We start from the raw sequence: 15,054 nt of genomic DNA, 5'->3' as shown, positions 1-15,054 counted from the left end.
CATCCGGACCGATGGAACCGCGGCGCGGCGATCCGGTCGAAGCAGCGCCGCTTTCAATGCCCCAGGAGAACCCCATGACGCAGCCGCACCCCCGCCTCCTGCACCGGCTGGCCGGCCTGCTCGCTGCGGCGGCGCTCGCCCTCGGCATCGTGCCGGGAACCCTCCGCGCCGCCGCCCTGCCGGCCGCGGTCGGTGGCCAGCCGATGCCGTCGCTGGCGCCGATGCTGACGCGGGTAACGCCGGCGGTGGTGAACATCTCCACCACCACGCGGGTGCGGGTGCGCGATGCCTATTTCGACGACCCGATGGTGCGCCAGTTTTTCGGTCTGCCCGCAACGCCGCGCGAGCGGGTCGAGCAGAGCCTGGGCTCGGGCGTGATCGTGGACGCGGCGAAGGGCTACGTGCTGACCAACAACCACGTGGTCGGCGGCGCCGACGACATCCAGGTGACGCTGCAGGACGGGCGCAGCTTCAAGGCCAAACTGATCGGCACCGACCCGGAAACCGACGTGGCGGTGGTGCAGATTCCGGCGCAGAACCTCAAGGCGCTGCCGCTGGCCGACTCGTCCGGCCTGCAGGTGGGCGACTACGTGGTGGCGGTGGGCGACCCGTTCGGGCTGGGCCAGACGGTCACCGCCGGCATCGTCTCCGCGCTGGGCCGCTCGGGCCTTGGTGGCTCGGGCTACCAGAACTTCATCCAGACCGACGCCTCGATCAACCCCGGCAACTCCGGCGGCGCGCTGGTCAACCTGCGCGGCGAGCTGGTGGGCATCAACACGATGATCTTCTCGCCGTCCGGGGGCAACGTCGGCATCGGCTTCGCGATCCCCAGCAACCTCACCAGCGAGGTGATGGCGCAGCTGCTGGCGCACGGCAAGGTGCAGCGCGGCAGCCTGGGCGTGCAGACCCAGGCGATCACCCCCCGCATCGCCAAGCTGCTCGGACTGAAGGACAGCAACGGCGTGGTGGTCACCGGCGTGGGCAGCGGCTCGGCCGGCGAGCATGCCGGCCTGCAGCCCGGCGACGTGCTGACCTCGGTGAACGGCAAACCGCTGCGCGACGTGCAGGAATTGCACAACGCCGAAGGCCTGCTGCCGCTGGGCAGCACCCTGCGCCTGGGCGTGCTGCGCGACGGCAAGGCACGCGAGGTCGACGCCAAGCTCACCGCGGAGAAGCTGGCCAGCATCGACGGCAGCCAACTCGATCCGCGCCTGGCCGGCGTGCGCTTCAGCGAACTGGGCCAGAACCTGCGCAGCCAGGGCTGGTACGGCGTGGCGGTGAGCGCGGTGCAGCCTGGCAGCCACGCCGCCCGTGCGGGGCTGAGCACCGGCGACGTGGTGATCGGCGTAGGCAGCCAGCGCATCACCAGCCTGGGCATGCTGCGCGGCCTGGCCGGAGTGAAGCCGCGCCAGCTGGTGCTGGTGGTCACCGACGGCGACGACACGCGCTATGTGGTGGTGAACTGACTCGTGCGGGGTGCTCCGCCCACGCGACGCTAACCAGCCGGCTGCGCCGGTCATCCCGCGGCGTGCGGCATGACCGGCGCGTAAAGACGTTACGAGATTCCGTTCAGGCAAAAGCGTGGCCGGGATCGCCCACGGCCCGTGTCGCGGCGCACACCCCGGGCCATTGTCTGCGCGCAAATGCATGAAAGTGCTTGATGTTCCGCATCCGGGTCGATGAAATAGCCTGGCTCGTTCACCGCCCGTGCGTCTGCCGGGCGGCATACTTTCGCCTCCACTCCACATATTTCCGGGGCTCCCCACCGCCATGTCTGTCCGTCTTGCCCACCTGCTGTCCGTCGCCCTGATCGGGGCCTGCCTCGCCACTCCCGCGCTTGCCAAGACCCATCATCCCAAGGCGAAGGCCGGCGCCAGCACCGCCGCCAAGAGCAGCCTGATCTGGCGCGGCGACGTCGCCACCGCGAACGGCGTGGTCGACGAGGTGGCGAAGGCGTGGGAGAAGGCCGGCCACGGCCGCATCGAATTGCAGCCGTTCAACACCGCCTCGGGCATCGACGCGGTCGCCAACGGCACCGCCGACCTGGCCGGCAGCGCGCGTGCCGCCGACGACAGCGCGCAGAACGCGCAGCTCACCTTCACGCCGGTGGCCTGGGACGCCCTGGTGATCATCACCCAGTCGTCCAACCCGATCAGCAACCTCACGCTGAAACAGGTGCACGACATCTATTACGGCAAGATCCACAACTGGAGCGAGGTCGGCGGGCGCGACGCGCCGATCGACGTCTACGCGGTGGCCAGCCCCGGCGACGGCGTGGAATACAGCCTGCGCAGCCTGCTGTTCGGTCGCGGCAACCAGCCGGTGGCCGCGCCGCGGCTGTACGTCAACACGCGCAAGCTGGAAGAAGGCGTCGCGCTGAACCCGAACGGCCTCGGCGTGTCCACCCTGGCAGGTATCAGCGGCAACCCCAAGCTCAAGGCGATCCCGCTCAACGGCAAGGCGGCCACCGTCGCCAACATCGCCGACGGCAGCTACCCGCTGTTCACCCCGCTGTACCTGGTGACCAACCCGCGCAGCCCGAAGGCCGCCCAGGCGCAGGCCTTCATCGACTTCATGCAGACCGAGCCGGCCAAGGCCGCGCTGCGCAAGCATGCGGTACTGCCGTACCAGGACGGCAGCGCGCTGGCGTCGATGGACGACGCGCGCCGCAGCCGCATCCTCGCCGAGGTCGGCGCACGCGCCGTCCGCAGCACGCCGGTGTCGGCGCCGGGCGCGACCTATGCGGCCCGCGCCGCCATCGCGCCCACCTCGCCCGACACCCTGGCGGCGCGGCAGGCCGTGGAACAGCGCCATGCCGACGCGCAGGAGGCCGCCCGCCTGAACAAGGTGCGGGGCAGCGTGGCCGACGTCAGCGTGAGCAGCGTGGAGCACGCCAACGGCAGCGCCACCACCATCGACCGAAGCGGCGGCAGGGATTTCGGCCAGGTCAGCGCACACGCACGCCAGGCCACCACCACCTACAAGGTGGCCAAGGGCGATACGCTGTCGTCGATCGCCAAGCGGCATTCGGTCGAGGTGGCCAAGCTGCGCGAGTGGAACCATCTGAAGAATGACCAGATCAGGCTCGGCCAGGTGCTGCGCATCGACAACAACTGACACCCCGGTCGCGGTGCCGATACGCGCGCTGACGCTGGACCTGGACGACACCCTGTGGCCGGTACTGCCGGCCCTGGAACGCGCCGACCAGGCGGTGGACGCCTGGCTGCGGCAATACCATCCCGAAGTGGCTCGCGCCTGGCCGATCGCGGCCATGCGCGAGCTGCGCATGCAGGTGGCCGCCGAGCGGCTGGACCTGGCCCACGACTTCACCCGCCAGCGCCAGCTCACCCTGCAGCAGGCGTTCGCCGCCTGCGGCGTAGATGACGCGCCGGTCCAGACGCTGTGGGAGATCTACTTCGCCGCGCGCAACCGCGTGGAGCTGTATCCGGACAGCCTGCCCGCGCTCGAACGCATCACCGCGCACTGGCCGCTGGCCAGCCTGACCAACGGCAATGCCGACCTGCAGCGCATCGGCATCCACGCACACTTCGCCCACCACGTCTGCGCGCGCGACAGCGGCGTGGCCAAGCCCGACCCGCGCATCTTCCTGGCAGCCGCCGAACGACTTGGCGTGGCGCCGGAACAGATCCTGCACGTCGGCGACGATCCGGCGATGGACATCGCCGGCGCCCGCGACGCCGGGCTGCGCACCGCATGGATCAACCGCGACGGCCGGCCGTGGCCGAACGAGCTGGGCCCGCCGCCCGGGCTCGACCTGCGCAACCTGACCGAGCTGGCCGACTGGCTGGACTCGTACGGCGCCCGCTGAGCCAAGGGCCATAGGCAAGCCGCGGGCAATGCGCGCATCATTGCCGGTTAATCGCCCATGAGGCGGCGCACCGTGCCGCCGCCAGCCCGAAGGATCCCGCATGTCCGCCCTGATCGAACGCCAGCCCGGCAACCGCCGCAGCATCGCCATCGAGACCACCGACGCCGCGCACTACGCCGCCACCCGTCGCCGGCTCACCGCGGCGCAGCGGCACTGGCTGGCCGAGTGCGGTTTCACCGCGGCGGCAGGAACGTTCGCGCTGCTGTGCGACGACGCCGGCAAGCTGGTACGGGTGCTGGCCGGCGTCGACCCGCGCGAGCCGCTGGCGGCACTCGCCGCGCTGCCGTGCAGCCTGCCCGAGGCGACCTACCACCTTGCCGCCGAAGGCGTGCTCGCCGACCCGGCCCGGGCCGCGCTCGGCTGGGCGCTTGGCGCCTACCAGTTCAACCGCTACCGCCAGCCGAAGCGCGCGCCGGCCCGGCTCGCCATCGCCGCCGCCGAGTTGCGGCAGCTGGCGCCGCTGGTCGAGGCCACCGCGCTGGTGCGCGACCTGGTCAACACGCCGACCGAAGACATGGGCCCGGAGCAACTGGGCAACGCGATCCGCCGACTCGGCAAGATGCACAAGGCGAAGCTGCGCGAGTGGGTCGGCGACGAACTGCTCAAGGCCAATTTCCCGACCATCCACGCGGTCGGCCGCGCCAGCCACCGTGCGCCGCGGCTGGTCGAGCTGAGCTGGGGCAGGAAGGCCGACCCGAAGCTGGTGATCGTCGGCAAGGGCGTGTGCTTCGACACCGGCGGGCTCGACCTGAAACCGTCCGACGGCATGCGCTGGATGAAGAAGGACATGGGCGGCGCGGCGCACGCGATCGCGCTGGCCGGGCTGGTGATGCAGGCGCAGCTGCCGGTACGGCTGACCCTGCTGGTTCCCGCGGTGGAGAACGCGGTGGCTGGCAATGCGCTGCGCCCGGGCGAGGTGGTGGTCACCCGCGCCGGCCATTCGGTGGAGATCGACAACACCGACGCCGAAGGCCGCCTGGTGCTGTGCGACGCGCTGGCCTACGGCGCCGAGCAGCAGCCCGACCTGATCGTCGACTTCGCCACCCTCACCGGCGCCGCGCGCGTGGCGCTGGGGCCGGACCTGCCGGCGCTGTTCGCCAACGACGAAACCGCCGCGGCCGCCGCGCTGGCCGCCGGCCGCGCGGTCGACGACCCGTTGTGGCAGCTGCCGCTATGGCGGCCGTACCGCCGGATGCTGGACTCCTATCTGGCCGACTTCGCCAACGCCGGCCCCTCGCGCCATGCCGGCGCGATCACCGCGGCGCTGTACCTGGAACGCTTCGTGCCGGACGGCACGCCGTGGCTGCACCTGGACACCTACGCCTGGAACGACGCCGACCGCCCCGGCCGCCCGCGCGGCGGCGAGGCGATGGGCCTGCGCGCGATGTTTGCGATGCTGGAGCAGCGCTACCGGCACGGTTGATCTCCTTTCCGCCTCCCCTGCACGCGGAAAGCGATCGGAATGGCGGGATGAGGCATGACTTCCGGCGATGTCGCGTCCGTACGCAACGTGGCACCGTGCGGAATTCGACTCCCGCGGAGAGACCGCCCATGCGCCCCCACCTGCTTGCCCTCGGCCTCGCCCTCGGCCTGGGTGCCGCCAGCGCCGCACCGGCCGGGTCCAGCGCACCGGCGCAGCCACCGCTCACCGCGTTGACGAAGGACTCCGGCACGCCGATGCCGGCCGAGCAGACGCGCGTGCACTTCGACCACGCCGAGCTGCACATCGCGGTCGATCCCGCCCGGCAGACCATCGACGGCCGCGCCGTGCTCACCTTCACCGCCACCGCGGCCACCGGCGTGCTGCTGCTCGACCTGGACCGCAACCTGCCGGTCCACGCCGTCGCCATCGACGGCCAGCCCCTCGCCCCCTCGGTTTGGGGCAATCCGGACGGCCGCCTGCGCATCCAGCTGCCCGCATTGCTGGCCAAGGGCGGCAGACTCACGGTCGCCATCAGCTACGGCGGCAAGCCCCACGTGGCGAAGAACGCGCCATGGGACGGCGGCTTCGTATGGAGCCGCACCAAAGACGGCCAGCCATGGGTGGGCAGCGCGGTGGAAGGCGAAGGCTGCGACCTGTTCTGGCCGTGCATCGACCAGCCCGGCGGCAAACCCGACCTGGTGGATCTCTACGTCAGCGTGCCCAAGCCGCTGGTGGCGCCGGGCAACGGCGTGCTGGTCGGCGTCAGCGACGAGGGCAGCCAGCGCACCTATCACTGGCGTGCCAGGCATCCGGCCACCTACGCCGTCTCGATCAACGTGGGCCCGTACCAGGAGTTGAAGGGCGAGTACCGCAGCCGCTACGGCAACACGATTGCGCTCCACTACTGGTACCTGCCCGGCGAAGAGGCGCAAGCGCAGGCCCTGTTCGCCGAGTTCCCGCGCCTGCTGGATTTCTTCGAGGCGAAGATCGGCCCCTACCCGTGGGGCGACGAGAAGATGGGCGTGGTGGAAACCCCGTACAAGGGCATGGAACACCAGACCATCAACGCCTACGGCAACCACTACGCCAAGGATGGCGGTGGCTTCGACTGGCTGCTGCAGCACGAGTTCGCGCACGAATGGTTCGGCAACCAGATGACCAACGCGAACTGGGACGACATGTGGCTGCACGAAAGCTTCGCCACCTACATGCAGCCGCTGTACGCGCAGCTTCTGGACGGCGACGCGGACTACTACAGCTGGCTGCACCGCCTGCGCCTGATGCTGCGCAACCGCTACCCGCTGGTGTCCGGCAGCGGCCGGACCGAGGAGCAGGTCTACGACGAAAAGAACGGCCCGGGCCTGGACATCTACAACAAGGGCGCGCTGATGCTGCAGACGCTGCGCCACCTGATCGGCGACCGCGCGTTCTACGCCAGCATCCGCGAGCTGGTCTACGGCCGCCCCGATCCGAAGCCGGGCAACTTCGCGCCGCAGTACGCCACCACCCTCGACTACATCGGCATCGTGGACAAGGTGACCGGGCGCAAGCTGGACTGGTTCTTCGGCGTCTACCTGTACCAGGCCGCGCTGCCCAAGCTGGACGTGCAGCGCCGCGGCGACACGCTGGAGCTGCGCTGGCAGGTGCCGCACGACCTGCCGTTCCCGATGCCGGTGGAAGTGCAGGTGGACGACCTCGTGCACACCGTGCCGATGACGGACGGCGCCGGCAGCCTCGCCGTGCCCGCCGGTGCGCTGGTGACGATCGATCCGCACTCGGTGCTGCTGCGCGACGAGCCGCGCATCACCGAATTCCAGCAGTGGATGGAACAGCGACGCGCGCAGCGCGAGGCAGCGAAGCGGTGACGGCCGCGGGCGTGCCGCCGCGGTGCGCCCGTCAACCGCTGCCGGGCAACGCGCCGAGCAGGCCGCGCAGCTTCTGCGCCAGCACGCGCAGGCCGCGCGCGATCTTCGGCAGCATCCAGCACATCAGCAGCACGAACAGGCCGAGCAGGACCAGCAGTGCCAGCGGGTGCCGCCACATCAGGTACAGGCCGCCGAGCCAGCCGACGTCCTCACCCACGCTGGCGCCCCAGTTGCTGAATGGCTCCGGCGAGGTGTTGATCAGCGCGCGCGTGCCGGCCTTGGTGAAATGCGTGCCGGCCACCAGCGCGCCGCCGAGCAGGGCTGCCGCCAGCTGCGCGCCGGCGCCGGAATCCTTGAACACGCCCCAGGCCAGCAGGGTGCCGACCGGGATGCGGATGAAGGTATGGATGGCGTCCCAGGCGCTGTCGAACGCCGGCACCTTGTCGGCCAGGAACTCGCACAGCATCAGCACACCCGATACCGCCAGCACCCAGGTATCGGTCAGCGGCAACAGGCCGTCCGGCAGGTGCACGTAGCCGAACCGGCCGAGCATGCCGGCCGCGAAGATCGTGGCATACAACCGGATGCCGCTGGCCCAGGCCAGGCCACCGGCAAGCGCAATGTTCGGCAACATGTCCATGCGGATCCTCTCGGGCGGGGGACTCCAGCAGTGCAGGGTTTACGCGCCACGCCGGCGTCTGTCCAGCCGCTCGATGGCTCGTCACGCAGGAAATGCCGGCACCGCACGATCGGCGAGAAGCGGCTCGCCGCACCGTCTCGTGCATGCCCGGGCGGACGTCCATACGGCCATCACGGCTGCGGGCCGGGCGGTCGGCGGCCCGCCGCCGGACGGCTGCCGGGTCGGCACGGAAAACAAGGACTGATGTCATGGCGCTGTTTTTTTTCCCGCTTCCGTGTGATCCTGAACGCCGGCCCGTGTCTTCCGTCGCCCGCGCCGGCTGCATCGCAAAATATTGCGATCAGCCTGCCCCCGGCGAAACCCACCCGCCTTGCGTCATACGAACCGGATCATGGCGACACGCGCCCCGTTGGGAGGGGCGGCCGGAAGCGCTCATCAGGGATGGGATCTGCACGAGAAGCGCCGCCGTCACGAATCCCGGACCATTCATCATGCTCGGGAGAACTAGATGCATCCCGTACTGCCTCCTGGCCAGCCCCCACTGGCTACGCCCACCGCACTTTCCATCGGCATGCCGCCGGGCGCGCGCCGCCTGCAGGGGTGCCATCCGTCCAGCGTCACCTAGCCCGGCCACGGGCGCACCATCCGTCTGCAGACAAAACAACCAAGGCTTGCAGCACGGCGAGGCCCGAAGCGGCTTCAGCGGCAGCATCGTTCAGCCCGAGAAATACGGACTGCCGCCATCGAGCAATTCAGTGCCTGACCTGGCGCGACTGGTACCCATCCGTACCGCATCCGACCCGCCGGGAAAGCACGGGGAACTCTCTACTTCAAACGGGGATAGCACATGAAATACAACTTGAATCACCTGTCATTGGCCGTGCGTCTGGCATTGAGCGTGGGCATTTTTGCGGCGGCAGGCGCCGTCCAGGCACAGGAATCGACCACCAGCGATGCACCGGCCTCCAAGCAGGTCACGCCGGCGCCAGCCGCAAAAAGCAAGGCAAAGAATCTCGAGGCGGTTGTCGTCACCGGCTCGCTGATCCGTCGCGTCGACGCCGAGACGTCCAGTCCGGTGGTGACCGTGGATCGCGCCACGATTACCAATTCCGGCAGCCCGACCCTGGGCAACGTGCTGCAACAGCTGCCAAGCATTTCCGGCAACGCGACCAACACCCAGAACAACAGCAATGGCGGCGGTGTCGCCAGCCCGCTGCTGGAAGGTGGCGACGGTGCGGCGCGCGTCTCCCTGCGCGGCCTGGGCACCAACCGCACGCTGATGTTGATCGACGGCCAGCGCATGGCCAACGCCGATCTCAACATGATCCCGCAGAACATGATCGAGCGGGTGGACGTGCTGGCCGAAGGCGCCTCGACGGTGTATGGCTCGGATGCGATCGGTGGCGTGGTCAACTTCATCCTGCGCAAGGACTACAAGGGCGCCGAAGCCAGCGTCAACCTGGGTGAGTCCGACCACGGCGATGGCCATCGGCACGGCATCAGCCTGACCGCCGGCGCCAGCGGCGACAACTACAACATCGTCGGCGGCATGGACTACAACAAGTACGACGCCGTGCTCGCCACCCAGCGCAAGTACTCCGCGCACCAGCTGTACCTGTCCAGCGGCGTGATCAGCCCGGCCGGTTCCAGCACCCTTCCGACCGGCAAGATCCAGACGCCCGCGTCGATCGCCGCCAAAGCCGCCGGCACCTGCCCGACCCAATACATCACATTGGCGCAAGGCAATGGATCGAGCGTGAGCGACTATCGCTGCGACCGCGGCAACCCGGATGCGTACAACTACAACGCATTCAACTACATCCAGACCGCGCAACGGCGCTTCGACACCTTCGTGCTCGGCAGCTACAAGCTGGCGGACAACCTGACCTTCTTCGCGGATGCGTTCCTGAACCACACCCAGTCGAGCGGCCAGGACGCGCCCGCGCCGACCTCGGCCAACAGCGACGGCTGGTACGTACTGGCCAGCAACCCGATCAATCCGTTCGGGGTCACGTTCGGCACGGATCCCGCCCACCCGGGTGCTCCGGGCACCGGCTATGGCTTCAACACCCGCTTGACCGGGCTCGGTACGCGCCTGCACACGTACACCACCTCCAACGTGCAGATCAACACGGGCCTGCGCGGCACATTCGGCCAGAGCACCTGGAGCTGGGATGCCACGCTCAACTACGGCCATGCCAATCGCGTGCAGCGCGATTACAACGAGGTCAACATCGCCGACTTCCAGGCGGCCATCAACCGCGGCGTGAACATCTTCGACCAGGCCCACCAGACGGCCGCTCTGAAGGCCGGCGTGGATACCCCGAAGTACGTATTCACCAATGCCACCAAGCAGGTCCAGCTCGATGCCAACGGCGAGTTGTGGGATCTGCCGGCAGGTGCCGTGCAGCTGGCCGTCGGCGCCCTGTACCGCCATCAATCGATGAATTACACGGTGACGCCCGACGCTGTCCTCAACCTCGCCACCGGCAACTGCCAGGTACTGCAGGAAGCCTGCGGTTCACCGGGTCGTGGCGCCGACAACGTCAAGGAAGTCTATGCCGAATCGCTGATCCCGCTGCTCTCACAGCAACCGTGGGCGTATTCGTTGAACCTCGACGTGGGTATCCGTGCCTCCAGGTACGGCTCCTCCGGCAACACCAACAACAAGAAAATCGCCATCGAGTGGCGCCCGATCGCGGATCTGCTGCTGCGCGGCACCATCTCCGAAGTATTCCGCGCCCCCAATCTGGATGAACTCTACGACGGCGTCACCCTGGTCCAGCCGAACTTGAACGACCCCTGCGTCGGTCTCACCGCCGCCCAGCTCGCGCAGCATCCCGCCGCCTGCCAGTACGTCCCGGTCAACTGGGCTGGCAACTCGCCGGCCCAGGTCAACACCTATTACGCCGGCGCCAAGACGGTCGGTGCCTCGCTCAAGCCGGAGCAGGGCAAATCGATCGATTTCGGCCTGGTCTACAACCCCAGCTGGGCCGATGGCCTGTCCACCAGCGTCGACTTCTGGCACATCTACCTGAGTGACCTGCTGACACCGATTGCAGCGTCGACCGTGGTCAATGGCTGCTTCGCCAACAACAGCAGCCCGTATTGCTCGTTCATCAGTCGCTACAACACCACCACCCAGCAGCCGGGCCAGGTGAACGTCATCAATACGCCGGTGGTCAATCTGGGCAACCTGAGCACCAGCGGCATCGACTTCACGCTGAACTACAAGATCCCGCATTTCGACCTGGGCAGCGTCGACCCCGGCAATTTCAAGGCCGGCCTTTCCACCACCTATCTCTCCAGCTACAAGAACAACGCCACTCCCGGCCAACCCGGCGCGCAGACGGTCAATTACGCCGGTACCTACTCCCAGCAGTTCGGCAACATCTCGCGCTGGCGCGGGACGGGCACGCTCAATTGGGCGAAGGGCAACTGGAGTGCGCAGTGGCAGACGCGCTACATCCACCATCTGACCAACCTGAATGCGGACGCCAGCTTCGCCGGAGTCAACATACCGATGGCCTCGGTGCTGTATCACTCGATCCAGGTTGGCTATGCGATCCCGGAATGGCATACCCGGATCGACCTCGGCGTGGACAACCTCAGCAACAAGGCTCCGCCGCTGGTCTACCAGAACGGCCTGAACTACAACGTGGATACCGCCACCTACGACGCGCTGGGACGCTATTACTGGATGCGCGCCACGTTCAAGTTCTGATTTCCTGATCACCCAGGAAAGCGTCAAGCTGCCCAGGAGGGCCGCGGGATACTCCCGCGGCCCTCCTGCATAATGGGGCTCGGCGGACGATCGATCGAGAAGGCATGCCTACCCCAACCAGCGCCCTCGCCAACGCCATGGCCACCGCCTACCACGCCGGCGAGATGGAACACGTCATCGCCCTCGCGGCGCAGGCCCCGCAAACCGGCGACGCGGACGAAAGCGCTCTGCTGTGGCTCGGCCTGGCGCAACAGGCCACCCATCGCTACGGCCCGGCCGCAGCGACGTTCCATCGGCTGTCCCAGCTGCGGCCGGAGGTCTCCGCGTACTGGAACAACCTGGCCCTTGCGTGTCGCCACGCAGGCGATACGGCGGCATCCGAACAGGCTTTTCTGAAGGCGCGGTCGCTGGCGCCGGAGGATGCCGAGGTGCTCTACAACCTCGGCCTGCTCTACCTCGAGCAGCGACGTTGGCTGCCGGCTCGACAGACCCTGATGGATGCGGTGGCCCTCGAGCCGCACTTCATCGAAGCCCGGTTGCAGGCGGCGCATGCCTGCTACGTCTGCGGCGACAACGGCAGCCAGGAGGCGATGCTGGCTGGAGCCATCGACTGGCCACCGCAACCCGCCGAGCAGGCCCTGATCCTGGCTGCGATGCTGGCCGTGCAGGGCGACCTGGATGCGGCGCTGCGCACGCTGGCACACGCGCAGTTGCCTCCCGGACCCGATGCCGGGGTGATGCGGCTGCGGATCGCCGCACAACGGATCGCGCTGCACGAAAGAAGCAACCAGGTCGAGCTTGCACGGGGCGAGCTGCGAGAGCTGCCGCTGGGCACGCTCGACCGGCTGCCACCGGAAGCGCAGGGCGCACGCGCCGAGGGCTGGAGCGCGCATGCCGCACTGGCCATGCGCGGCGCCGACCATGCCGGCGCCGCGGCGCTGTACCAGCGCGTGCTTGCCGTTGCCCCCGACGACCAGAGCCGGGCCGGCGCCGCGTTTGGGCTGGCCTCTGCCTGCGACAAGCAGGGCCGGCAACATGAGGTCTGGCAAGCGCTGCAGACCGCACATGCGGCACAACTGGATATTGCGCGGAACGTGCTGCCGGAGCTGCTGGCACCCGACAGCCAGCCGTTGCAGATGGCCGATCGCGTCGTCAGCCGCGCCGCCCATGAGGCCTGGCATCCGCTGTCCTCGCCTTCCGCCGGGCAAAGTCCGGTCTTCGTGGTCGGCTTTCCGCGTTCCGGCACCACCTTGCTGGAACAGATGCTCGATGCCCACCCGGACTTCCAGTCCATGGACGAGCGTGCCTTCATCCATGAGCTGATCGAAGGCATGGAACTGTTCGGCCAGCACTACCCGGCCGATCTGGCGAACCTGACGCAGGCGGAAGCCGACCAGTTGCGCGCCGTCTATTTCCGCCGGGTCGACCGTGCCCTGCCGGATCGGGGACGGCGCCGGCTGGTGGACAAGAATCCGCTCAACATGCTGTGCCTGCCGATGATCATGCGGCTGTTTCCGCAAGCGCGGATCATCCTGTGCCTGCGCCACCCCTGCGACGTGCTGCTCAGCTGTTACATGCAGCCATTCCGCTCGCCCGCCTTCATGGTGTTGTGCTCGTCGTTGCAGCGCCTCGCCGATGGCTACGTGCAGGCCTTCGGGCAATGGCAAAAGCAGGTCGAGGTATTCGCCCCGCAGTTGCTGGAATGGCGCTACGAATCGGTGGTCAGCCGCTTCGAGGCCAGCGTTGCCGGCCTCGGCGAATTCCTCGGCATCGAGGACGCGTCGCCGATGGCAGGCTTTTCGGAACATGCGCGGAGCAAGCCGTTCATCAGTACCCCGAGCTATGCCCAGGTCACCCAGGGCATCAACGGCAAGGCGGTGGGGCGCTGGCACGCCTACCGCGAATGGTTCGAGCCGGTGCTGCCCACCCTGCGTCCCGTCATGCAGCAGCTCGGCTATGCGGACTGAGGCTTGCCCGCGACCGGCGAAGGCCGGGTTGCGCAAGGCATGCCGCGAGGCCTGCGCCCGTGCCACCCGGCGCCATGCGGAGCCGGCGATTGGCCAGGCGTCCCGCGTATGATGGCGAGGCGGAGTTCCCGTGGATTGCGCCGCGGGAGCCGACCGTATCCATGCGAGACCATCGACCGCCGATGAACCGACCGCACGACGATACTCTGGAAGCCGGCCGCAGCATGGCGCGACAACATGCGCAACAGGGCGAGCCGGACGCCGCGGAGAAGTCTTTCCTGAGCCTGCTCGAGAGGCATCCGCAGGACGTCGAGGCACTGCGGTTCGTGGCCGGCTGTCACTCCGCGCGCGGGGAGCATGCAGCGGCCATTCAGCGCCTGCAGGTCGCCGTGCAGGTGATGCGGGACGATCCGACTGCCTGGGTCCAGCTGGCCACCGCACAGATGGCGGTGGATGATTTCAGCGGAGCCGCCACCAGCTTCCGGTGCGGGCTTTCGCTGGCGCCACGGGCGTTCGTGGCGCGCCTGCAGCTGGGCATGGCGCTGGAGCAACTGGGACAATCGCACGAGGCGCTGAAGGCCTATTTCATGGCCATCGAAAGCGCGGGGGCGCGGGGGCGCTGGCAGGACGACGCAACCACCGCGCCGGGTCTGCGCGATGCGGTGAAACATGCCGTGAACTACGTCAACCAGGGACGGCGCCGCTTGTTCCGCGGCGCGCTGGATCCGCTGCGCGAGCGTTACGGCAGCGACGAACTGGCGCGGGTGGAACGCAGTCTGGCGATCTACTTCCTCGATCAGCCGGCGAACATTCCCGATCCACGACAGAAGCCGAAATTCCTGTATTTCCCCGATATCGCCAGTCAGCCGTACTACCCGCGCAAGCACTTCCCCTGGCTGGAGCGGCTGGAGGCGGCGACCGATACGGTGCGCGCGGAACTGCACGCCGTGTTGTCGCGGGGACAGCAGCTGGAGGCGTTTCTGGGCCAGGTGCCGGCGCAGGCCAGTCGCAGCATGCTGCGTTCGTCCAGCAACCAGGATCCCGCCTGGGATGCGTACTTTTTCTATCGCCACGGCCAGCGCCATGACGAACACTGTGCGCGCTGCCCGCAAACGACCGCCTTGCTCGATACGCTGCCGCTGGTACGCATCCGCGACCACGCGCCGGAAACGCTGTTCTCGGTGCTGAGCCCGGGTACGCACATCCTGCCGCACACCGGGGTCACCAACACGCGGCTGGTGACCCATCTGCCGCTGATCGTTCCGCCCGATTGCGCCATCCGCGTGGGTGGTGAAGAGCACGTGTGGCAGGAAGGTCGTTGCGTGACGTTCGACGACACCTACGAGCATGAGGCGTGGAACCGCAGCGGGCAGACGCGCGTGGTGCTGATCCTGGACTGCTGGCATCCCGACCTCAGCGAGGCGGAGCGTGCGGCCGTGACCGACCTGGTCGAGGCGATCGGCGATTTCAACCAGTCCTGCGAGATACCCGCCACGCCGGGCTGATCCCTGCCGGCGAGGCTGCCGGGTCTGCGGGTGGTCGGCGC

At 68.4% G+C, this 15,054-nt stretch carries 9 protein-coding genes; 8 read left to right on the top strand and 1 reads right to left on the bottom strand.

Going from position 1 to position 15,054, the window contains the following annotated elements; translation table 11 throughout:
• The first annotated feature begins 74 nt into the window (after positions 1-74).
• The 5 genes from AC1Q5A_RS13405 to AC1Q5A_RS13385 all read left to right on the top strand — a co-directional run bounded on the left by AC1Q5A_RS13405 (position 75) and on the right by AC1Q5A_RS13385 (position 7,177).
• Positions 75-1,466, top strand: coding sequence for a Do family serine endopeptidase (locus tag AC1Q5A_RS13405; RefSeq protein WP_492701390.1), 1,392 nt, complete (start codon positions 75-77; stop codon positions 1,464-1,466).
• Between the two features lie 304 nt (positions 1,467-1,770).
• Positions 1,771-3,117, top strand: coding sequence for a LysM peptidoglycan-binding domain-containing protein (locus tag AC1Q5A_RS13400; protein WP_492701388.1), 1,347 nt, complete (start codon positions 1,771-1,773; stop codon positions 3,115-3,117).
• Positions 3,118-3,130: 13 nt separating this feature from the next.
• Positions 3,131-3,829, top strand: a complete 699-nt coding sequence (locus tag AC1Q5A_RS13395; protein ID WP_492701646.1) for an HAD family hydrolase — start codon at positions 3,131-3,133, stop codon at positions 3,827-3,829.
• Between the two features lie 100 nt (positions 3,830-3,929).
• Positions 3,930-5,312: a leucyl aminopeptidase family protein gene (locus AC1Q5A_RS13390; RefSeq protein ID WP_492701386.1), complete on the top strand. Its 1,383-nt coding sequence runs from the start codon at positions 3,930-3,932 to the stop codon at positions 5,310-5,312.
• Between the two features lie 128 nt (positions 5,313-5,440).
• Positions 5,441-7,177, top strand: a complete 1,737-nt coding sequence (locus AC1Q5A_RS13385; protein WP_492701384.1) for a M1 family metallopeptidase — start codon at positions 5,441-5,443, stop codon at positions 7,175-7,177.
• A gap of 31 nt (positions 7,178-7,208) precedes the next feature.
• On the opposite strand, the gene AC1Q5A_RS13380 is transcribed toward AC1Q5A_RS13385, so the two are convergent.
• The gene (locus AC1Q5A_RS13380) at positions 7,209-7,811 is read right to left on the bottom strand and encodes a DUF4126 domain-containing protein (protein ID WP_492701382.1); all 603 of its coding nucleotides are present in this window, start codon (positions 7,809-7,811) and stop codon (positions 7,209-7,211) included.
• Between the two features lie 853 nt (positions 7,812-8,664).
• Here AC1Q5A_RS13380 and AC1Q5A_RS13375 point away from each other — a divergent pair.
• The 3 genes from AC1Q5A_RS13375 (at position 8,665) to AC1Q5A_RS13365 (ending at position 15,013) form a co-directional block, all read left to right on the top strand.
• Positions 8,665-11,541 carry a TonB-dependent receptor plug domain-containing protein gene (locus AC1Q5A_RS13375; protein WP_492701380.1) on the top strand — a complete coding sequence of 959 codons (2,877 nt, stop codon included), beginning with the start codon at positions 8,665-8,667 and terminating at the stop codon, positions 11,539-11,541.
• Between the two features lie 104 nt (positions 11,542-11,645).
• Positions 11,646-13,508, top strand: a complete 1,863-nt coding sequence (locus AC1Q5A_RS13370) for a tetratricopeptide repeat-containing sulfotransferase family protein (protein WP_492701378.1) — start codon at positions 11,646-11,648, stop codon at positions 13,506-13,508.
• Positions 13,509-13,690: 182 nt separating this feature from the next.
• Positions 13,691-15,013 carry an aspartyl/asparaginyl beta-hydroxylase domain-containing protein gene (locus AC1Q5A_RS13365; protein WP_492701376.1) on the top strand — a complete coding sequence of 441 codons (1,323 nt, stop codon included), beginning with the start codon at positions 13,691-13,693 and terminating at the stop codon, positions 15,011-15,013.
• The last annotated feature ends 41 nt before the right edge of the window (positions 15,014-15,054 follow it).

The sequence above is a fragment of the Rhodanobacter sp. GW835-FHT13D09 genome (assembly GCF_058793995.1).
This window is presented reverse-complemented; position numbering and strand designations above follow the sequence as displayed.